We start from the raw sequence: 19,883 nt of genomic DNA, 5'->3' as shown, positions 1-19,883 counted from the left end.
GACTCTAGGAGATGGTCAGAGAATTTTCATCCTTGATGCCAAGGATGCCAACGCGCGGCTCCTCTTACCCGTGGCCGTACCTCTCATCCTCAACACGAGCTGACGGCTCATGACGTGCTGATGGACCTGTTCGGCTGCTTCCCTCTCCGCTCGGAGCAGCATCTCCAGCGCGTCGTCGACTCTGTTGCGGGCGACCTGCGCTCCCGCGACCTCTATCGCATGGCGGACGCGTCGCTCGGGGGGCAGACCCGTCACATCAACCTTCGGGATGAGATCCAGCGCAACCTGAACGTCTCCGAGCGACATCGCCGCAGTAACGCGATGGACATCGACGTTAGTCGGACCAAACGCGGTCCAGAGATGGTTGGCATCACCGCCGAGAGCCCGCGCGGCGGCCCCAGCTTCCGCAAGGTAGGCGTTCGCCGTGGCTCGGTCGCCCGCCCGGGCTGCCGCAACGGCGCCGGGGAGCAGTAGCGTCCCATAGATGGATTGGTCTCGTGCGCTGCCATAGTCGAGAGCGGTCCCGAGAAAGTCTGCAGCGGAGCGTGTCATGGCGGTCGCCTCTGCCGCCCGCCCCTGGGTGTGCAGGGCGTGGATCACCGAACGGAAGAGTGATCCGATGATGGCGGGGTCTCCTGATCTTTCCGCCTGCGCAAGCCCGTACTGAGCCGCGATCCATGCCAGGTCCGCTTCCCCGAGCTTGGTGAGGATCATTGCGCTGGCCTGGTGCGCGAGCGCGGCACATCGCTGGACGGCCCGCTGTTCATCCCCCGTGTGTTCAGATTGCGCCACTCGGCTTTCCGTCAGCAGCGTGGGCAGCTTGCGGAGGACATCGTGATACGCGGACGCCTGATACGCGTTCATCACGTCGGCAACGCTGCGTCGCAGTTGCTCCGCCTGAGGCGGGTGGCCTTCGATCTCGATCGCTGCGAGCAAGGGTGACAGACGTCGGTAGTCCGTCAATGCCGCCCGAATAGTCGCGATCCCTTCCGTCTGGCGATCCGACGAGCCTTGCCGCACCTCGCCAATAAGGTCGAGCGCGGAGACATCGAGCGCGTCCGCCAGCGCACGAATGACCGACAGGCGGTCGAGCGCGGCCCGATCATTCTCGATCTTACTCAACCAGTCCTCGGTGCGGCCCACGAGGCCGGCCAGGACCTCTTGTGACAGCCCGCGCCGGACACGGTGCCATGCGACGCGCTGACCGGGTGTCAACGCATTGATGCCATCGGGCACGATTGCCCCCTTATGCCCTGTTTGATATCCCGGATTATTTTTCCGGGCCGAGCACCCTCGGCAGTTCTAGCCTCCCGTCACACGGGGCGCAACATATCTAGCGCCTGGAACCAAGAAAGGGAACCGAAGATGTCGGACATAGCGGGCATTGAGCGGCCCGTCAATCAGCGGGTCGTCTTCCACGAAGCGCTGGGGATGACGTTGCGGGAGCGGTACTGCGGCGTTTCGACCGAGGTCGCTCGGTTCACGGCTGGGTTGCCGCCGGTCCTGCGCATCCGCTGGCGCGACGTCAGCAAGGATGTCGGGGCCGACCTCACGCATGACGGCTGGACGTTCGTCTGGGGGTTCGATCCGCGCCGCGTCATCGGGCCGGCCGGAGACCCTGTGGGGGCGGCGCGGCTCATCGCCGATGTTCTCGGGGTTCCTGGGCGGGCTGGTCGCTAGTCCCCCATGCGAAGGACGGCCCCGTAGAGAGTTCGTGGCCAGCCAGGTCGCCCGTTGGGATCGCAAGCTTCGCCGCGCCGGGGTCGTTCACCCGAAGGGCTTCTCGTTTTCATTCGGGTCGTTCGCCATTCGAACCAGTACAGGCTGGGACAGGCTGGGACGTCTACTGTCCGAGTTCGCGCCGTGGTGTCTGCGGTGCGCGGCCGTGGATCGTCCGTCGAAGGAGCGTCATGCATGAACCGCCCGTCGTCCGCTGGGTTCCCGAGGGCGATGCCTGGGCGCTGGCCGAGGCCGTGTTCCGTGCGGCGATGCTGCGGCACGGTCTCGCGCCGTTGACCGTGGACGCGGTGCGGGAGCGGGCGCGCCTTCTTTTCCCCACGCTGGCCGCCGCGGCGCGGGATGCCGAACTCCTCCGGGTGGAGCAGGGGCGGGTCCCGCCGCCCGACGACCCGTCCCCCAGGAGGGGACTCCACCCGGAGGCACCTCCCACGACAGGAAGATCATGACGAAGCCACCGGTCGAACCGTTCTACACCACGCAAGAGGTCGCGGGACTGTTCCGCGTCGGACCCAACACCGTCCTGCGCTGGGCCGTGGACGGGCACATCCCCTCGATCCTGCTGCCCGGCGGGCAGCGGCGGTACCGCGTCCGCGACATCGACCCCATGCTCCGGCCACCCGGCGCGCGACGCGACCTTCCGCCCCGGGCACTGGGGGCGCTCGCCGCCGTCGTCCGAACCTACTTCGGCGGCAGCACCGACGCCGCCGCCGAAGCACTCACCCAACTCGCGACACCACCCGACGACCGGCACTGATGCGGGACAGCGCTTCCGGCTGCGCTTCCGACGACGCTTTGGCCCCGCTTCCGGCTGCGCTTCCGGCCGCGCTTCCGACGACGCTTTGGGCCGCGCTTCCGGCCGCGCTTCCGGCGACGCTTCGGGTCGCGCTTTCGGCCACGCTTCGGGCGGCACTTCGGGCGGAACTTCGGGCGGCGCTTCGGGCGGCGCTTCGGGCCGCGCTTCCGGCTGATTCCGCAGTCGGGTTTCCGGAAGAATGGGCGGATGCGGCCGGACGTGGAACAGCTCGCCGAGGTCGGCCGGGCGGCGGGCGGCGGCGGAGAACCCGCCGTCCTGTACGACCGGCACGGGGTGCTCGTCGTGCGCGTCGGGGACGTGGTCGTCAAGTCCCACCAAGAGGACCGGGAGGCCGGGGACGCGCTCGCGCGGCGGCTCGTCGTCGCCGCCGCGCTGCCGGGGATCGCGCTGCCGCCGCTCGCCCCGCCGCGAACGGTCGACGGCACGGCGGTGACCGTGTGGCCGTACGGGGAACCCGTCGCGCCGGAGCGGCCGCCGTGGGCGGACGCCGGTCGGCTGCTCGCCGCGCTGCACCGCGCCGACGTCCCGGACGGCACGCCCCAGCGGGCCAGGCGGGACCGGGTCGAGCGCCTCGTCGCGCGCCTGGGCGACGGCGAGGACGCCGACACGGTCCGCGCCGCGTTCCGCACGCTGAAACCCGAACAGCAGGAAGAGCACACTTCGCTCGTCCACGGCGACTGGCACCTCGGCCAACTCGTCAACCACCAGAACCGGTGGCTGCTCATCGACGTCGAGGACCTGGGCACCGGTGACCCCGCGTGGGATCTGGCGCGCCCGGCCGCGCTGTACCTCGGCGGCGTCCTCGCCCCGGCCGCCTGGAACGAGTTCGTCACCGCCTACCGAGCGGCGGGCGGCCCCGTCGCGGACGGCGACGACGCGACCCTCTGGACGCGTCTGGACGAACCCGCGCGAACCCTGGCGATCCAGATCGCGGCGACATGCGTCCAATCAGCACGGGAGCAACACCGGGAACCGGACACCGCCGAAGCCGCGATGGTCGCCGCCTGCGGCCGCATCGCCGCGATGGCGACGGGCACCTGAAGCGTGCCTTGGTGTTCCGGCTCCCCTAGATTTACCCTCGTTCTGGGGTTATGACGGAAGGACGACACCGATGCACTGTCCCAAGTGCCGTGGTCTGATGCGGACCTACACGCGGAACGGCGTCCACATCGAGCAGTGCGACAACTGCCGGGGGATCTTCCTCGACTACGGGGAGCTGGAGGCGCTGAGCCGGATGGAGGCCGCGCACCACACGCCGCCCCCGCCCGCCGCGCCCGCGTGGGGCGCTCCGGCGCAGGTCCACCACCATCACCACCAGCCGCAGCACTACGGCCACCACGGCCATCACGGCGGCGGCGTGTTCCACATGCTCTTCTCCACCTGAGCCGCGGTCGGCGTCCCGTCGCGCGACGGGACGCCGAGCCGGGCGTCAGAGCCGGGGGTCCACCGGCTCGGACTCCAGCGCCAGCACGCCGAACACGGCCTGGTGCCGCCGCCACAGCGGCTCCCCCTCGGCGAGGCGGCGCAGCGCCTCGACGCCCAGCGCGTGCTCGCGCATCGCCAGCGACCGCTTCCGGCCGAGCGAGCGGCGGCGCAGCACGTCCAAAGTGTCCGGCTCGGTGTAGTCCGGGCCGTAGATGATCCGCAGATACTCGCGGCCCCGGCATTTCAGGCCCGGCTGAACCTTCCGATCCTCGGGGAGCGGGCCGAGCGGCTTGACGACCATGCCCTCTCCCCCGGCCTCGGTCAGCCTCGTCCACCACTGCGTCGCGGCGGCCTCCGACGCGGGGTCCGCGAGGTCCACGACGACGGACTCCGTCCCGGCGATCAGGCCGGACGCGTCGGCGGCGACGAGCCGCGCGGCGATCTCCAGGTGCCAGTCGTGGTCGCGCTCGACGCCGTACGCGACGCCCTCCCCGGCGAGGATCTGGAACGGCGCGAGGCGCACCCCGTCCAGCCCGTCCACCGGTGCGCAGTACCGCGCGTACGCGTCGCGGAACAGGTCCGCGTGGACGGCGCGGCGCGCGGTCCGCTCCGCGAGGCCGCCGACGTCCACGCCGCGCGCGACCGCGCGGGCCAGCAGATCGGCGGCGCGGGGCAGCGCGGCGCGGGCGGCGGCGCCCGTCGCGGCGTACTGGGTGCGGACGAGGTCGAGCGCCTTCGCCGACCACGGCAGCAGCTCGGCGTCCAGGACGAGCCAGGACGTGCCCAGCTCGTCCCACAGCCCGGCCGCGCCGACCGCCGCCCGGACGCGCGCCAGCAGCTCGTCGTTCAGCGCGGCGTCGCGGAAGAACGCGCGGCCGGTGCGGGTGAAGACCGCGCCCGTGCCCCCGTCGTCCACGCCGAAGCGGGCGGCGGCGGACTCGGCGTCGCGGGCGACGACCACGACGGCCCGCGACCCCATGTGCTTCTCCTCGCAGACGACGCGCGCGAGTCCGGCGTCGCGGTAGGCGGCCAGCGCCTCGGCGGGGTGCTCCAGGAAACCGGGCGTCGCGGACGTCTCGGCGGGCGCCATCGTCGGCGGCAGGTACACGAGCCAGCGCGGGTCCACCGCGAAGCGGCTCATCACCTCCAGCGCGGCGAGGGCGTTCTCCTCGCGGACGGTGACGCGGCCCAGCAGGCGGGTCTCGACGCCGTTCACCGACATGACGTCCTCGACGCGGAGGACGCCCGTCTCCCGCTCCGGCCGTGTCGGGGCCAGCGGGCGGACGGGCTCGTACCAGACCTGCCGGGCCGGGCGGTCCACCAGTTCGCGCTCGGGGTAGCGCAGCGCGGTGATCTTCCCGCCGAACACGACACCGGTGTCGAGGCAGATGGTGTTGTTCACCCACTCGGCGGCCGGGACGGGCGTGTGGCCGTACACGACCGTCGCCGCGCCCCGGTACTCGCGCGCCCACGGGTAGCGGACGGGCAGGCCGTACTCGTCGGTCTCGCCCGTCGTGTCGCCGTACAGCGCGAACGAGCGGACGCGGCCGGACGCGCGGCCGTGGTACGCCTCCTTCAGCCCGGCGTGGGCGACGACGAGGCGGCCGCCGTCCAGAACGTAGTGGCTGATCAGGCCGTTCATGAAGGCCAGGGCCGCGGCGCGGAAGTCCTCGTCCTCCCGCGCGAGCTGCTCCAGCGACTCGGCGAGGCCGTGCGTGGCGCGGACCCTGCGGCCGCGCAGCGCCCGGACGAGCTTGGCCTCGTGGTTGCCCGAGACGCACAGGGCGTCCCCGGCGGCGACCATGCCCATGACCAGGCGCAGGACGCCGGGCGTGTCCGGGCCGCGGTCCACCAGGTCGCCGACGAACACGGCGGTGCGGCCGCCCGGGTGGCGCGCGCCGCACGCGCGGCCCGCCGCGTCGCGCTCGATCGCGTAGCCGAGGGCGGTCAGCAGGTCCTCCAGCTCGGCGCGGCAGCCGTGGACGTCCCCGATCACGTCGAACGGGCCGGTCAGCTCGCGGCGGTCGTTCCACGGGCGCTCGCGGACGAGGACGGCGTCGTCGGCCTCCGCGTCGGTGAGGACGTGGACGCGGCGGAACTCCTGGTGCAGCGACCGCAGGCCGCGGCGCAACTCGCGGCGCTGCCTGGGGACGACGTGCGGGCCGAGGTTCCGTTCGGGGCGCGCCTTGTTGCGCTCGACGGCGACGTGCTCGGGGACGTCCAGCACGATCGCGCAGGACAGGACGTCCTGCTCGCGGGCGATCTCCAGCAGCGACGCGCGGCTCCTGGGCTGCACGTTGGTGGCGTCCACGACCGTCAGCAGTCCGCGCCGCAGCCGCGTCCGGACGATGTGGTGCAGCAGGTCGAAGGCGTCGCCGGTCGCGGCCTGGTCGTTCTCGTCGTCGCTGACGGCCGCGCGGCAGAAGTCGGACGAGACGACCTCGGTCGGCTTGAAGTGGCGGCGCGCGAAGTGCGACTTGCCCGAGCCGGACACGCCGACCAGCACGACGAGGCCCGTCGCGGGGATCGTCAGTTCCCTGGTCATCGGGTGAACACTCCCATCTGGGTCGGGGCGCCGACCTCGGGGTCGTCGTCGCCGACGCCGACGTACCGGACGGCGTAGCCGTGCTCGGCCGCGACGCGCCCGCACCACGCGCGGAACTCGGCGCGGGTCCACTCGAAGCGGTGGTCGGCGTGGCGGTGCGCGCCGGGGGCCAGGCCCTCGTAGCGGACGTTGTACTCGGCGTTCGGGGTCGTCACGAGGACGGTCGCGGGGCGGGCGTCGCCGAACACGACGTGCTCGACCGCGCCGAGCCTGGGCGGGTCAATGTGCTCGACGACCTCCATGAGGACGGCGGCGTCGTAGTCGCGGAAGCGCTCGTCGACGTAGGTCAGCGCGCCCTGGAACAGGTCGCGCAGGCGGTGGCTACGGGTGCGGTTCCGGCCGGTGACGCGGCGCCGGGCGATCTCCAGGGCGCGCCACGAGACGTCCGCGCCGCCGACCTCGGTGAAGAAGGGGTCCTTCAGCAGCCTCGCGAGCAGTTGGCCGGAGCCGCAGCCGAGGTCGATGACGCGGCGCGCGTCGGCGCGGCGCAGTTCCTCAAGCACGGCGCGCACCCGCCGCTCCGCGAGCGACGGCGCGGGGCCGTCGGGCTCCCCGCCCGGCGCGCCCGGCGAGGCTTCGGCGGGCACGGGCACGACGGCACGCGCGGGTTCCGCGTCCGGGGCGGGCTCGGCGTTCCCCGCAGCCTCGGCATCCCGCGCGGGCCCGGCGTCGTCGGCCGCGCCGGGCGCGCGCTCGGCGGGGGCGGGGGTCTCCGGGGTTTCCGGGGGATCGTCGGGGAGGTCCGTGCCGTCGAGGACCGCGCCGAGGGCGTCGTCCGGGGCGTCGTCGGCGGCGGCGAGGCGGCCGAGGGCGGCGCGCACCAGGGCGCGGCGGTTCGCCAGGTAGCGACGGGTGATCGCGGCGCGGTCGGGGTGCGCGGCGAGCCAGCCGCCGCCCGCGCGGATCAGCTTGTCCACCTCGTCGGGCGCGAGCCAGTAGTGCTTGGCCTCGTCCAGCACCGGCAGCAGCACGTAGAGCTGGTTGAGCGCGTCCGCGAGGCGGGCCGTGCCCGTCAGCGTCAGCGTGACGTACCGGGAGTCGCCCCACTCGGGGAACCCCGGGTCCAGCGGGATGCGTTCGGCCGACACCGTCCAGCCGAGCGGCGCGAAGTAGCGCTCGGCGCGGTCGGGGCCGCCCCGGCAGGGCAGCGCGGGCAGCGTCAGCTCCAGCGGCAGCGGGACGTCCACCAGGTCGGGCCGCGCGTCGCACCGGCCGCGCATCGCCGTCCGGAACACCCCGGCGAGCGCGGACGCCAGCAGCGAGGACGCCGCGTACGGCCGGTCGTTGACGTACTGGCCGAGGGAGAAGTCGGGCGTGTTCGCGCGGCGCGTCCGGGCCAGCTTCACCGGGTCGACGTCGAGCAGCAGCGCGGCCGTGCAGCGGTCCGGCCCCGCCTCCGGGTAGAAGACGTGCGCGGTGCCGTACGCCTGCGCGAACCGCTGGGCGCGGTCGGGGTGCTTGTGCAGCAGGAACCCGAGGTCGGTCGCGGGCGGCGCGGTCGTCGTGATGGTGAGGAGCACGTCGGCCAGTCTGGCGGACCGCGTTGTCCGTCCAAACCCGTTTTATCCGGACGCCGTCAGGACACCTCGGGGCCGTTCACGAACCGGCCGCGCGCGTCGTACGGCCACGGGTTCGCGCGGCAGCCGTCCAGCCCGAGCACCTGGTCCTGCATGACCGGCGCGGCCCGGCCCTTGCCCGCGCACGTCCGGTGGCCCGCGCCGAGATGGTGGCCGAGCCCGTGGTTGAGCAGGAAGGCGCGGTAGTCGGCGGGCGCGCCCCGGTACGGCGCGGCGGGCGCGAGCCAGCGGCCGAGGTTGACGACGACGAGGCGGCCCGCCGAGCAGTTGACGGACGAGTCCACGGTCAGCCCGTACGCGCCGCACAGCTTCTCGGCGGTCGCCGGGGACGCGAGCCGGACCGCGAAGTCCACGTGCCCGGACGAGACGCGCCGGAACGCGTACTTCCCGCTCGCCGTCCACCCGCGCGGATCGCCGAGGACCCGGTCCACCTCGCGGGCGAACAGCGCCGGGCTGAGGCCCAGCCCGCCCTCGACCTCCACGCGGTAGCGGATGAGCTTGCCGCGCCCGAACGTCGTCCCGGGGACCGCGACGGGCGCGCGCAGGAACTTGCCGGTGCCGCGCCGCGCGTGCGCGACGGGCGCGGACGCCGGGGCGGTGTCGGCGTACCCCGGCACGGACCCGGACGCGGCGGGCGACGCCTTCGGGGCCGCCGACACGGTCCCCTCGACCGGGATGTCGCCGGGCGGCCCGCTGGACATCACGGCCCACGCCACGGCCGCGCCGATGCCGGTCGCGGTGACGAGGGTGAGCGAGCCGACGCCGAGGACCAGGTTGCGGATGCGGCTGCGGCGGGCGACGAGGAACGCCCGGTCCAGGTCGCCGCCCATGCCGAGGGCGCCCTCCACCGCGAACGAGTCCGGCCGCGGGGGCTCGTACTCGGCCTCGTACGGCTCGCCGTCGGGGGGAACGGCGGGCTCGGGCGCCAGGAACGGCTCGAACGGCTCCGGAGCCGACGCGCCGCGCCGGTGCGCGGAGCGCCGCCGGCCGGGGCGGGGGGGATCAGGCTGCATGGCGCTGCCAGCATGCCAGAAACCGTGCGCGGCAATGATCAGATCGCACAACGCGGCATCGGTGGCCGCGGCGGTAAATCCGTGGCTTCGGCGCGCGGCGGCCGGGACAATGCTCGGCACGATGAGCCGACACCCCCGCCGCGCCGTCGCGCGGCAGACCGTGGAAATACTCGACCGCGGCGCGTACGCCGCGCCCTCCGGCCGGACCGTGGACCTCGCCGCGCGCCTCGCGGCGGCGGTGCGCGGGACCGTCCTGTACCGCCCGGCGGACCTGCCCGCGCCGCCCCCGCCGGGCGGCGGCGGGCCGACGCGGATCGAGGTGACCGGCGAGACGACGCTGGCCGCCGCGCACCGCCTGACCGGCGGCTCCGCCGCGCCGCCGCTCGCGCTGAACTTCGCGTCGGCCAAGAACCCGGGCGGCGGGTTCCTCAACGGCGCGCACGCGCAGGAAGAGGGGCTCGCGCGGTCGTCGGGCCTGTACTCGTCGCTGCTCGCCGCGCCGGACTACTACGCGTTCCACCGCGCGCAGGGCGACCTGCTCTACAGCGACCACATGATCTACTCGCCGGACGTGCCGGTGTTCCGCGCCGACGACGGGACGCTGCTGGAGGACCCGTACGACGTCGCGTTCCTCACCTCGGCCGCGCCGAACCGGGGCGCGATCCGTGACGCGGATCACGCCGCGCGCGTCCCGGCGGCGCTGGCCCGCCGCGCGTCGGCCGTCCTCGCGGTCGCGGCGGCGCGCGGACACGGGCGGCTGGTGCTCGGCGCGTGGGGCTGCGGCGTGTTCCGCAACGACCCGGCCGAGGTCGCGGGCGTCTTCGCGGACCTGCTGCGGCCGGGCGGCGCGTTCCACGACCGGTTCGAGCACGTGGTGTTCGCGGTGTGGGACACCGCGGCGGGCGCGCCGCGCCGGGTCGCGTTCGAGCGGGTGTTCGGTCAGGACGGCGCGTAGGAGGCGATGCCGCGCAGGAAGATGTCCAGGCCGAACTCGAACCGCTCGTCGCTGGTGCCGCCGACCAGCTCGTCCACCATGCCGACGAGGGTCGGGTAGCGGTCGGGCGGGAGGGCGTTGAAGTAGGCGCGGATCGGCTCGATCCGGTTCTCGTGGACGGTCCGCTCGGCGTCCGGGCCGGTCGCGCCGCCGCCGAAGATCGCGCCCTCGATGACGTCCGCGTCCACGTACATCGCGAGCGTGTCGACGGCCATCGCCGCGATCCGCTTCGGGATGCCCGCGCCGCGCAGCAGCGCCAGTTGGAACTCCGCGATGCGCAGGACGTTCGGGCCGACCGGGATCGCCCCGAGCGACACCCGGGCCAGGTCGCGGTGCGAGGCCAGGACGCGGCGCGCCTCGAACGCGACCTCGGCGAGCTGCTCGCGCCAGCGCGCCGGGTCGGGCTCGGGGAGCCGGATCTGCGCGGCGGCGCGGTCGTGCATCAGCTCGTACAGCTCGTCCTTGCTGCCGACGTGCGCGTACAGGGAGGCGGGGCCGGTGCCGAGTTCCTGGGCGACGCGGCGCATGGTGACGGCGTCGAGGCCCTCGGCGTCCAAGACGCGCATGCCCGTATCGACGATGACGTCCGCCGACAGCGGGCGGCGCGCGGGCCGGGCGCGGCGCGGGCGATGGCCGGGCGGGGTGGGCATCCCGCTGTCGTCGGACATGGCGACCTCCAATGTCGCGATACATCTTGATTTTCGCGACTCGCGATATATCGTCTTTCTCGGACGCCGCCGCGGGGGCGTCCCCGGACGAACATCGTACTTGACACGAACACCGTTCGTATGTACGAATGATGTTCGCAACTAACGAACACCGTTCCAAGGAGTTCCGATGACCGACGCCGCCGCCGGCGGTCCCCCCGGGTCCGCCGGACTGCCCGAAACGCTCTACCGCTGGCGCTGGGTCGCCCTCATGGTGATCCTCGCGGGCGAGATCATGGACATGCTGGACGCGCTGATCACCACGATCGCGTCGCCGTCCATCCGGTCCGACCTCGGCGGCACCGCCGCCACCATCCAGTGGCTCGCCGCCGGATACACGCTCGCGATGGCCGTGGGCCTGATCACCGGCGGCCGCCTCGGCGACCTGTACGGCCGCAAGCGCATGTTCGTCATCGGCGCGGCCGGGTTCACGGTCGGGTCGCTGCTGTGCGGCGTCGCCGCCTCGCCCGGCATGCTCGTCGGCGCGCGCGTGCTCCAGGGCCTGTTCGGCTCGGTCATGCTGCCGCAGGGCATCGGCATGATCCGCCGGATGTTCGACGAGAAGGAGATGGGCACCGCGTTCGGCCTGTTCGGGCCGATCATGGGGCTGTCCTCGATCGGCGGTCCCGTCCTCGCGGGCTGGCTCGTGGACGCCGACCTGTTCGGCACCGGCTGGCGCATGATCTTCCTGATCAACCTGCCGCTCGGCATCGCCGCCGTCGTCGCGGGGCTGATCTTCCTGCCCGGCGGACGGTCCACCGAGGCCACCCGGCTCGACCTGCTCGGCGCGGTCCTCGCCGGAGGCGGCGCGGCGCTGCTCGTCTACCCGCTCGTCCAGGGCCGCGAACTCGGCTGGCCCGCCTGGACGTTCGCCATGATCGCCGCCGCCGTCGCCGTGTTCGGCGCGTTCGGCTGGTACCAGGCGCGGCGGCAGCGCACCGGCCGCGACCCGCTGATCACGCCCAGCCTGTTCCGCAAGCGCGGGTTCGTCGGCGGGCTCGTCGTCGGGATCGTGTTCTTCTCCGCCATGACGGGCTTCGCGCTGACGATCTCCCTCTACATCCAGATGGGCCTCGGCTACTCGCCGCTCAAGGCGGGCCTCAGCCAGATCCCCTGGTCCCTCGGGATGATCGTCGGGTTCGGCCTCGCGCAGGCCGTCCAGCGCTTCGGGCGGCACGTGCTGCAGGCCGGGACCGTCATCATGGCGGGCGGCGTCGTCGGCGTCGTCGTCACGCTCAAGACCGCCGGGATCGGCGTCACGCCCTGGCAGCTCTCCCCCGCGCTGGTCGTCACCGGCCTCGGCATGGGGCTGCTCATGGCGCCGTTCTTCGGGATCGTCATGGCGAGCGTGGACCAGCACGAGACCGGCTCGGCGGGCGGCACGATGACCGCCGTCCAGCAGCTCGGCAGCTCGCTCGGCGCGGCGGTCCTCGGGACGATCTTCTTCGGGCTGCTCGCCACCGGCGTCGCGACCGCCGCCGCGCACGACTCGGGGAGCGTCAAGGCGCGGCTCGCGGCCGTGTCGGTCGGGTCCGCCGACGCCGGACGCGTGTCCGACGCGCTGCGCGCCTGCGGCCGGGACCGCGCCAGCACCGAGGACGCCGCCGCCGTGCCCGCGTCGTGCGTCCGCCTGGAGCAGGCGACCCGCGCCGCCGCCGGAACCTCGACCGACCCCGCCGCCGTGAGCCGGATCGTCGGGGAGGCGGGCAAGCACTCCGCCGCGCGCGGCTTCTCGGACGCGATGATCACGACGCTGTGGGTCGTCGTCGGGATGCTCGGCCTGACGCTCGTGACGACGTTCCTGCTGCCGATGCACGCGCGGCCCGAGGACGCCGAGGAGGACGCCGCGCCCGCGGCCGTCCCCGCCTCGGCGTGAGCGGAGGGGACCGGTGCGCCGGGCGGGGCGCACCGGTCCGCGCCGCTACAGCCGGTCCAGCACCTCGGTCGCCAGGAGTTCCAGGTGGCCGAGGTCGTCCAGGTCGAGGACCTGGAGGTAGATCGTCTCCGCGCCCGCCTCGGCGAACCTCCCGATCTTGTCGACGAGTTCGGCGGGCGTCCCGGCCAGGCCGTTGACGCGCAGCTCTTCCGGCTCCCGGCCGATCGCGGCGGCGCGGCGGGCGATCTCGGCCTCGTCCCGGCCGCAGCAGACGACCTGGGCGGCGGAGTAGACCATCGGCTTCGTCCGGTCCGCCGCCTCGACGGCCGCGCGGACGCGGCCGAACGCGACCATCGTGTCCTCCAGCGTGTGGAACGGCACGTTGTACTCGTCGGCGTAGGCGGCGGCCAGGCGCGGCGTCCGCTTCGCCCCGAACCCGCCGATCAGGACGGGCGGCCCCGCCGGGCTCGCCGGCTTGGGCAGCGCGGGCGACTCCTCCAGCCGGTAGTGCTTCCCGGCGAAGTCGAACGTCTCGCCCGGCGGCGTCCGCCACAGGCCGGTGCAGATCTGGAGCTGCTCCTCCAGCCGCTCGAACCGCTCGTTCAGGTCGGGGAACGGGATGCCGTAGGCGCGGTGCTCCTGCTCGAACCAGCCGGTGCCGATGCCGAAGTCCACGCGGCCGCCGCTCATCCGGTCCACCTGCGCGACGGCGATGGCGAGCGGTCCCGGGTGGCGGAACGTGGCCGCCGTCATCAGCGTGCCGAGCCGGATGCGGCTGGTCTCGCGGGCGAGCGCGCCGAGCGTCACCCACGCGTCGGACGGTCCGGGGTCGCCGGACACGTCGCCCATCTTCAGATAGTGGTCGGAACGGTAGAAGGCGTCGAAACCCAGGTCCTCGGTCGCCTTGGCGACGGCGAGCAGGGTCTCGTAGCTTGCCCCCTGCTGGGGCTCGGTGAAGATCCGCAGACGCATGATCCACATCCTCGCGGTCCCCGGCGGGGAACGCGAAGCCGATCCTCGGTGACCGGCGAGTCACACAAGCGGGGGTCAAGACTTTACCAACGAAGGGGCTGCGCGACGCTCCGTGACGAGGTTGAATCAGAGCGCAACGGGTCTCCGGCACCGGGAGCAGACATGTCCGTATTCGGCGTGGACTACGCGTGGGGCCGTCCGGGAGTCAAGGCGCTCAAGGACGCCAAGGTCGAGTTCGTCTGCCGCTACCTCTCCCCCGACACGTCCGGCAAGACACTGACCAAGGCCGAGGCCGAGCAGCTCTCCGACGCGGGGTTCTGGCTCGTCGTCGTCTGGGAGAGCACCGCCAGCCGCGCCCTGCAGGGCCGCGACGCGGGCGCGGCCGACGCCAAGGAGGCCGAGCGGCAGGCCGCCGACTGCGGGATGCCGAAGGACCGGCCGATCTACTTCGCCGTCGACTTCGACGCCGGCGCGGGCCAGCAGAAGAAGATCAACGCCTACCTCGACGGCGCCGCGAGCGTCATCGGCCGCGACCGCGTCGGGATCTACGCGGGCTACGGGCCCGTCAAGCGGGCCTTCGACGCCGGGAAGATCGCCTACGGGTGGCAGACGTACGCCTGGTCCGGCGGCAGGTGGGACGGCCGCGCCCAGCTCCAGCAGTACTCCAACGACCACACCATCAACGGCGTCGGCCTCGACTACGACCGCGCCGCCAAGAGCGACTACGGGCAGTGGCGCATCGGCGTCTCACCCGGGAAGGACGACATGCCCGACTACGTCTCGGTCGGCATCACCGCCGCCCAGCAGCTCAAGCCCGGCGCATGGACCACCGTCACCTTCACCAAGGACTACTCCGACGCCGAGCACCAGCACGCCGACGAGGGCGGCCCGAGCATCCTGTGGGGCCCGGCGCGGTACGCGCTGACCGCCGCGTTCACCGTCGAGGGCGTGCCGGAGGGCACCCGCATCCAGGCGCGGGCCATCGAGGTCAAGGCCGACGACACCGACACCTTCGCCGTCGAGGCCACCCACGACTTCGTCTCGACGGGCGAGGAGACGCACCTGGTGTACGCCGCCCCGGCCGACACCGTGGACGACGGGTACCGCGTCCGCCTCCAGCTCAAGCAGTTCGGCGAGCAGGACGCGAAGCTGTCCGCGGCGGGGGCGAAGATCCTGTTCTGGAAGCTTTGACGCGCTCCCGTTGCGTGCGGACCTCTATCCGAGGAGTGACAGTTCCCCGTCCGAAAACGGCCGGGGCGGGGGTTTTCGCGGAACCTGAAAGGGGTCGGGCGGTCGCGGTCGCGGTGGCCGCGGCCGGGCCCGGCCGAAGGGAGGTCCCCCGTGTCCGCTCGGATGGAGAGGAAGGTCAGGGCGGCGTCGCTGGCGACGCTCGCCGCCGCGTTCGCGACCTCGTGGGTCGTCGACAAGGTGCCGGGGCTGTCGGACGTGGCGGTGCCGCTGCAGGCGGTGATCGTCGGCGCGCTGTCGTCGGCGTCCGCCGCCGCCGCGGGCTGGTTCACCAAGCACACGCCCGATCTCTGAGCGCGACCGAATCCGCGCCTGGCCGGCGTCCGGGACGGGCCCGCGCGCCCGGTCGGCCAGGCCGCCGCACCCGTCGCGACGCGACCGCCATCGGCCGGTCAATTGAAGCGGACGCCGCGCACCCCCGAGACTGATCCCGACCGCCCCCCGGGCAGAACGAGGACACGATGACCGACAGCCGAACCGACGAGGCGGAGCTCACCCGCCGCGTCGACCGGAACCCCGAGGCGCACCGCGCCACCGAACCCGACGAGGAGGCCGTGCTCCGCGCCCTCTACGGGCCGCCCGACGAGCGCGGCGTCTACGGGGGTGAGCCGCGGTGAGCGCCGCCGCCATGCTCGCCGAGGCGCGGCGCTGGCTCGGCACCAAGGGCCGCCCGAACGCGCTGACCCGCGCGTACGCCGCGCGCAACGGGGACGAGTACGCCGACACGGCCTGGTGCGACATCGCGATCACCGAGTGGGCGCGCCGCTCCGGGAACGCGTCCGCCGTCCTCCCGGCCGGGGACCGCGCCTACACCGTCTGGCACGCGCAGGACTTCCAGAAGGCCGGGCGCTGGCACACCGGCACCACCGCCGAGGTCGACAAGGCCAAGCCCGGCGACATCGTCTTCTTCGACTGGGGCGCGACGAACTCGATCGACGCCATCGACCACGTCGGGATCGTCGAGAAGAACCTCGGCGGCGGGCGGCTGCAGACCATCGAGGCCAACACCGGCGACGCCTGCCTGCGCCGCGTCCGCGCCTCGTCGGTGATCGCCGGATACGGCCGCCCGAACTACGCGGCGGCCGCCTCGAAGTGGATGGAGGACATGGTGAAGGACCTGCCGCTGCTCAAGAAGGGCGCGACCGGCGAACACGTGCAGACGCTCCGCGCCCTGCTCCTCGCCCGCTCCCACCCCGAGATCGGCCCCGTCGAAGGCAAGTTCGACGACAAGGTCGTGGCCGCCGTCAAGGCCGTCCAGCGCTGGGGCGGCGTCACCGCCGACGGCGAGGTCGGCCCCAAGACCTGGCCCGTACTACTGCGCGTCCACAAGTAAGCAACGCCGAGCGCGGCGACTCGTGGGATGCCATGAGTCGCCGCGTGGGTCAGCCGCGGATCAGGGTGGCCAGGCATTCCACGTGCTGGGTCATGGGGAAGGCGTCGAAGGAGCGGAGGGTTTCGAGGGTCCAGCCGCGGTCGCCGAAGTAGGCCAGGTCGCGGGCGAGGGTCGCCGGGTCGCAGGAGACGTAGGCGATCTTGCGCTTGGCCAGGGCCGCGACCTTCTCGACGACCTCGCGGCCCGCGCCGGAGCGGGGCGGGTCCAGGACGACCAGGTCCGCGCCGCGCACGCGCGCGCCGCCGCGGTGGCCGGTGCCGGACCGCTTGTTCTGCGAGCGGGACGTGCCGTCCGCCCGGCCGAACTCCAGGTCGCCGACGACCTCCTCGACCGCGCCGCGCTCGATCGACACCTGCGGCAGGTCCCGCACGTTGAACCGCGCGTCGCGGGCCGCCTGCGCGTCGGACTCGATGCCGACGACGAGGCCGTCCGCGCCGACGCGCTCGCCGAGGAACGCGGTGAACAGGCCCGCGCCGCAGTACAGGTCCACCACGACGTCGCCCGGCTTGGGCTCCAGCGCGTCCAGGACGGCGTCCGCCAGAAGCTTCGCCGCGCCCGGGTGGACCTGCCAGAACCCGCTGCCCGACACCTGGAACAGCCGGGAGCCGACCTGCTCGCGGACGTACGGGACGGTCGCGCCGGGCTCGGACCGCCCGCGCAGCAGCCGCACGGGCACGTCCAGCCGGGGCACGCGGGCGTTGCGCCGCCCGCGCAGCACGACGAGCCGGTCCCCGGTGCCGGACGAGGCGATGCCCTCGACCGACGCCGCCCCCGGCCACCGCTTGCGCTCGATGCCCATCAGCTCGACGCCGGGGTGCGCGATGAGGCACTCGTCCACCGGCTCGATGTCGTGGGAGCGGCTGCGCCGCAGCCCCACCGCGCCGTCGTCCACGGAGAACTGCACGCGGGTGCGCCAGCCGAGGCCCGGCGGCGGCACGACCTCCGCGTCCTCGGGATAGGGGACCTCCTCGACCACGACGGTCCGGTCGATCCCGGCGACGCGCCGGAGCTGCTCCTCCACCACGGCCGCCTTCAGCGCGCGCTGCGCGGGCAGCGCGGCGTGCTGCCAGTCGCAGCCGCCGCAGCGCCCCGGCCCCGCGAACGGGCAGGGCGGCTCGACGCGGTCGGGCGAGGCGGTCAGGATCTCCTCGGCGTCGGCGCGCAGGAACTTCTTCGTCACGTCCGTGACGCGGGCGCGGACCCGCTCGCCGGGCAGGGCGTGCCGGACGAACACGACGCGGCCCTCGTGCCGGGCCACGCAGAAGCCGCCGTTGGCGACATTGCCCACGTCGAGGTCGAGCAGGTCACCGGGGTGGAGATCGTCAGTCACGGTCCGAAACGATACCGGTGCCGCGGACCGCCCCGTCCCCGTCGCGGGGCGGGCGCGGGGGCCGCCGGGACGCGCCGGGCGCGGCGCCCTCGGCGCGGCCCTTGAGGCGGTCGGACGAGTGGAGCTGCCACGCGACGCTGGTGACCATGACGCCGGGTTGGAACAGCAGCCGCCCCTTGAGCCGCAGTGCGCTCTGGTTGTGCAGGAGCTGCTCCCACCAGTGGCCGACGACGTACTCGGGGATGAACACCGTCACGACGTCGCGGGGGCTGCGCCGCCGCACGCTCTTGACGTACTCCAGGACGGGCCGGGTGACCTCGCGGAACGGGGAGTCGAGGATCTTGAGGGGGACGGAGACGTCCAGCGCGTCCCACTCCTCCTGGAGCCGCCGGGACTCGGCCGCGTCCACCGCGACGGTGACGGCCTCCAGCGTGGACGGCCGGGTGACCTGCGCGTACGCCAGCGCCCGCAGCGTCGGCTTGTGGATCTTGGAGACGAGGACGATCGCGTGGTTGCGCGCGGGCAGCGCCACGTCCTCCCCGGACGGCGCCAGCTCCTGCGCGACCCGGTCGTAGTGGCGGCGGATGCCGCGCATCATCGCGAACAGCACCGGCATCGCGATCACCACGATGTACGCGCCGAGCGCGAACTTGGTGATCAGCACGACGACGAGCACGACACCGGTGAGCGTCGCGCCGAACGCGTTGATGGACCGGGACACGACCATGCGCCGCCGCTGCCGGGCGTCGCTCTCGTCGCGCAGCAGCCGGTTCCAGTGCCGGACCATCCCGATCTGGCTGACGGTGAACGACACGAACACGCCGACGGTGTAGAGCGGGATCAGCTTGCTCACCGACGCGTCGTAGGCGTAGATCAGCAGCCCGGCCGCCGCCGCGAGGATGATGATGCCGTTGCTGAACGCGAGCCGGTCGCCGCGCGTGTGGAGCTGGCGCGGCAGGTACCGGTTCTGCGCGAGGACGGACCCGAGCACCGGGAACCCGTTGAACGCGGTGTTCGCGGCGAGGAACAGGATCAGCGCCGTCATCACGGTGACCAGCGCGAACCCGGGCGTGAAGTTGCTGAAGACGGTGTGCGCGACCTGCGCGATCACCGGATCGGCGTCGGTGATCTCCTTGCCGGTCTTCGGGTCGACCAGTTCGCTCCCGGCGGCCGGGTCGGCGAACTTGGCGCTGGTGGCGTAGGCGAGCGCGGTGACGCCGCCGAACAGCGTCGTGCCGACCGCGCCCAGCATCAGCAGCGTCTTGGCGGCGTTCTCGCCCTTGGGCTTGCGGAACGCGGGGACGCCGTTGCTGATCGACTCGACGCCCGTCAGCGCCGCGCAACCGGACGAGAACGCCCGCAGCAGCAGGAAGATCAGCGCGAACCCGCTGGCGTGCATCTCGTCGCCGTGGACCTGGTAGTGCGCCGTCTCGGCCTCCAGGTCCGCGCCGAACGCGAACCGCGCCGCGCCCCACAGCAGCATCCCCGCGACGGCGAACATGAACAGGTAGGTCGGGACGGCGAACGCCAGGCCCGCCTCTTTCAGCCCGCGCAGATTCGCGATCGTCACCAGGGCCACGATCACGATCGCGACCAGGACCTCGTGCGGCTGCAGGAACTTCAGCAGCGCGCCCAGGTTCTCGACGCCGGACGACACCGACACCGCGACCGTCATCACGTAGTCGACGAGCAGCGCCGACGCGACGATCAGCCCCCAGTTGTCCCCGAGGTTGGTCGTCGCGACCTCGAAGTCGCCGCCGCCGCTCTGGTACGCCCGGACGTTCTGCCGGTACGACGCGACCACGGTGAGCAGGATCACCACCACCGCCGCCGCGATCCACGGCGTGTAGTGGTACATCACCAGCCCGCCCGCCGCGAGCGCCAGCATGATCTCCTGCGGCGCGTACGCCACCGACGACAGCGCGTCGCTCGCGAAGATCGGCAGCGCGATGCGTTTGCGCAGCAACTGCTCGTGCTGGCTGGCGCTGCTCAGCGCCCGGCCCAGCAGGAGTCGCTTCGCGAAGTCCGGAACGGTCGGCACGGAAGGAGACTCTAGCCGCTGACCACGACGATTCCCCGGCGGCCCCGACCCGCCGCCGCACGCCTGTTCCGCCTCCCGGCCGGGTAGTACTCGCCTGGGCTGATGTGTAGCTTGGCAGGCTGCAAGAAATCGGGAACGACGTGCAGCG

The 19,883-nt window shown here is 73.1% G+C and carries 19 protein-coding genes; 11 read left to right on the top strand and 8 right to left on the bottom strand.

What is annotated here, in order from left to right:
- Positions 1-15: 15 nt before the first annotated feature.
- Positions 16-1,236 carry a helix-turn-helix domain-containing protein gene (locus tag G339_RS0111925; RefSeq protein ID WP_205625530.1) on the bottom strand — a complete coding sequence of 407 codons (1,221 nt, stop codon included), beginning with the start codon at positions 1,234-1,236 and terminating at the stop codon, positions 16-18.
- Between the two features lie 129 nt (positions 1,237-1,365).
- On the opposite strand from G339_RS0111925, the gene G339_RS0111920 reads away from it, so the two are divergent.
- From G339_RS0111920 to G339_RS0111900, 5 genes are all read left to right on the top strand, one after another.
- The gene (locus tag G339_RS0111920; RefSeq protein WP_019631310.1) at positions 1,366-1,680 is read left to right on the top strand and encodes a hypothetical protein; all 315 of its coding nucleotides are present in this window, start codon (positions 1,366-1,368) and stop codon (positions 1,678-1,680) included.
- Positions 1,681-1,910: 230 nt separating this feature from the next.
- Positions 1,911-2,186, top strand: coding sequence for a hypothetical protein (locus G339_RS0111915; RefSeq protein ID WP_019631309.1), 276 nt, complete (start codon positions 1,911-1,913; stop codon positions 2,184-2,186).
- Complete coding sequence (locus G339_RS40995; protein WP_019631308.1) at positions 2,183-2,494, top strand: helix-turn-helix domain-containing protein; 312 nt, start codon at positions 2,183-2,185, stop codon at positions 2,492-2,494. The genes G339_RS0111915 and G339_RS40995 overlap by 4 nt, the downstream gene beginning before the upstream one ends.
- A 246-nt stretch (positions 2,495-2,740) precedes the next feature.
- A complete protein-coding gene (locus G339_RS0111905) occupies positions 2,741-3,595 on the top strand; it encodes a phosphotransferase family protein (protein ID WP_019631307.1) in 855 nt (284 codons plus the stop codon).
- Between the two features lie 70 nt (positions 3,596-3,665).
- Positions 3,666-3,938, top strand: coding sequence for a TFIIB-type zinc ribbon-containing protein (locus G339_RS0111900; protein WP_026341364.1), 273 nt, complete (start codon positions 3,666-3,668; stop codon positions 3,936-3,938).
- Between the two features lie 45 nt (positions 3,939-3,983).
- Here G339_RS0111900 and G339_RS0111895 read toward each other — a convergent pair whose 3' ends face one another.
- From G339_RS0111895 to G339_RS33345, 3 genes are read right to left on the bottom strand one after another with little or no spacing between them, the layout of a single operon-like run.
- Positions 3,984-6,524, bottom strand: a complete 2,541-nt coding sequence (locus G339_RS0111895) for a polynucleotide kinase-phosphatase (protein ID WP_019631305.1) — start codon at positions 6,522-6,524, stop codon at positions 3,984-3,986.
- On the bottom strand, positions 6,521-8,104 hold the full coding sequence (locus G339_RS0111890) for a 3' terminal RNA ribose 2'-O-methyltransferase Hen1 (protein WP_019631304.1): 1,584 nt from the start codon (positions 8,102-8,104) through the stop codon (positions 6,521-6,523). Before G339_RS0111890 ends, G339_RS0111895 begins: the two co-directional genes overlap by 4 nt.
- Before the next feature lie 56 nt (positions 8,105-8,160).
- Entirely contained in the window at positions 8,161-9,174 is a 1,014-nt protein-coding gene (locus G339_RS33345) for a DUF3152 domain-containing protein (protein ID WP_051107817.1), read from the bottom strand.
- 121 nt (positions 9,175-9,295) lie between these two features.
- On the opposite strand from G339_RS33345, the gene G339_RS0111880 reads away from it, so the two are divergent.
- Positions 9,296-10,129: a TIGR02452 family protein gene (locus G339_RS0111880; protein WP_019631303.1), complete on the top strand. Its 834-nt coding sequence runs from the start codon at positions 9,296-9,298 to the stop codon at positions 10,127-10,129.
- Here the strand turns inward: G339_RS0111880 and G339_RS0111875 are convergent.
- Positions 10,114-10,836: a TetR/AcrR family transcriptional regulator gene (locus tag G339_RS0111875; protein ID WP_019631302.1), complete on the bottom strand. Its 723-nt coding sequence runs from the start codon at positions 10,834-10,836 to the stop codon at positions 10,114-10,116. The genes G339_RS0111880 and G339_RS0111875 overlap by 16 nt on opposite strands.
- A 169-nt stretch (positions 10,837-11,005) precedes the next feature.
- On the opposite strand from G339_RS0111875, the gene G339_RS0111870 reads away from it, so the two are divergent.
- Positions 11,006-12,751 carry an MFS transporter gene (locus G339_RS0111870; protein WP_019631301.1) on the top strand — a complete coding sequence of 582 codons (1,746 nt, stop codon included), beginning with the start codon at positions 11,006-11,008 and terminating at the stop codon, positions 12,749-12,751.
- Positions 12,752-12,796: 45 nt separating this feature from the next.
- On the opposite strand, the gene G339_RS0111865 is transcribed toward G339_RS0111870, so the two are convergent.
- Complete coding sequence (locus G339_RS0111865; RefSeq protein ID WP_026341363.1) at positions 12,797-13,723, bottom strand: LLM class F420-dependent oxidoreductase; 927 nt, start codon at positions 13,721-13,723, stop codon at positions 12,797-12,799.
- 162 nt (positions 13,724-13,885) lie between these two features.
- Between G339_RS0111865 and G339_RS36600 the strand changes: the two genes are divergently transcribed.
- The 4 genes from G339_RS36600 to G339_RS0111845 all read left to right on the top strand — a co-directional run bounded on the left by G339_RS36600 (position 13,886) and on the right by G339_RS0111845 (position 16,304).
- Entirely contained in the window at positions 13,886-14,914 is a 1,029-nt protein-coding gene (locus G339_RS36600) for a DUF1906 domain-containing protein (RefSeq protein ID WP_019631299.1), read from the top strand.
- 150 nt (positions 14,915-15,064) lie between these two features.
- Positions 15,065-15,265 carry a hypothetical protein gene (locus tag G339_RS0111855; RefSeq protein WP_157407528.1) on the top strand — a complete coding sequence of 67 codons (201 nt, stop codon included), beginning with the start codon at positions 15,065-15,067 and terminating at the stop codon, positions 15,263-15,265.
- Positions 15,266-15,432: 167 nt separating this feature from the next.
- On the top strand, positions 15,433-15,588 hold the full coding sequence (locus G339_RS39385; RefSeq protein WP_019631297.1) for a hypothetical protein: 156 nt from the start codon (positions 15,433-15,435) through the stop codon (positions 15,586-15,588).
- Entirely contained in the window at positions 15,585-16,304 is a 720-nt protein-coding gene (locus G339_RS0111845) for a C40 family peptidase (protein ID WP_019631296.1), read from the top strand. Before G339_RS39385 ends, G339_RS0111845 begins: the two co-directional genes overlap by 4 nt.
- Before the next feature lie 49 nt (positions 16,305-16,353).
- Here G339_RS0111845 and G339_RS0111840 read toward each other — a convergent pair whose 3' ends face one another.
- Positions 16,354-17,694, bottom strand: coding sequence for a class I SAM-dependent RNA methyltransferase (locus tag G339_RS0111840; RefSeq protein WP_019631295.1), 1,341 nt, complete (start codon positions 17,692-17,694; stop codon positions 16,354-16,356).
- The gene (locus G339_RS0111835) at positions 17,687-19,735 is read right to left on the bottom strand and encodes an APC family permease (RefSeq protein ID WP_019631294.1); all 2,049 of its coding nucleotides are present in this window, start codon (positions 19,733-19,735) and stop codon (positions 17,687-17,689) included. Before G339_RS0111835 ends, G339_RS0111840 begins: the two co-directional genes overlap by 8 nt.
- Between the last annotated feature and the right edge of the window lie 148 nt (positions 19,736-19,883).

The organism is Actinomadura atramentaria DSM 43919, assembly GCF_000381885.1.
Lineage (GTDB): Bacteria > Actinomycetota > Actinomycetes > Streptosporangiales > Streptosporangiaceae > Spirillospora > Spirillospora atramentaria.
The sequence above is the reverse complement of the archived record's forward strand: the minus strand, read 5'-3'. Positions and strand labels throughout refer to the sequence as shown.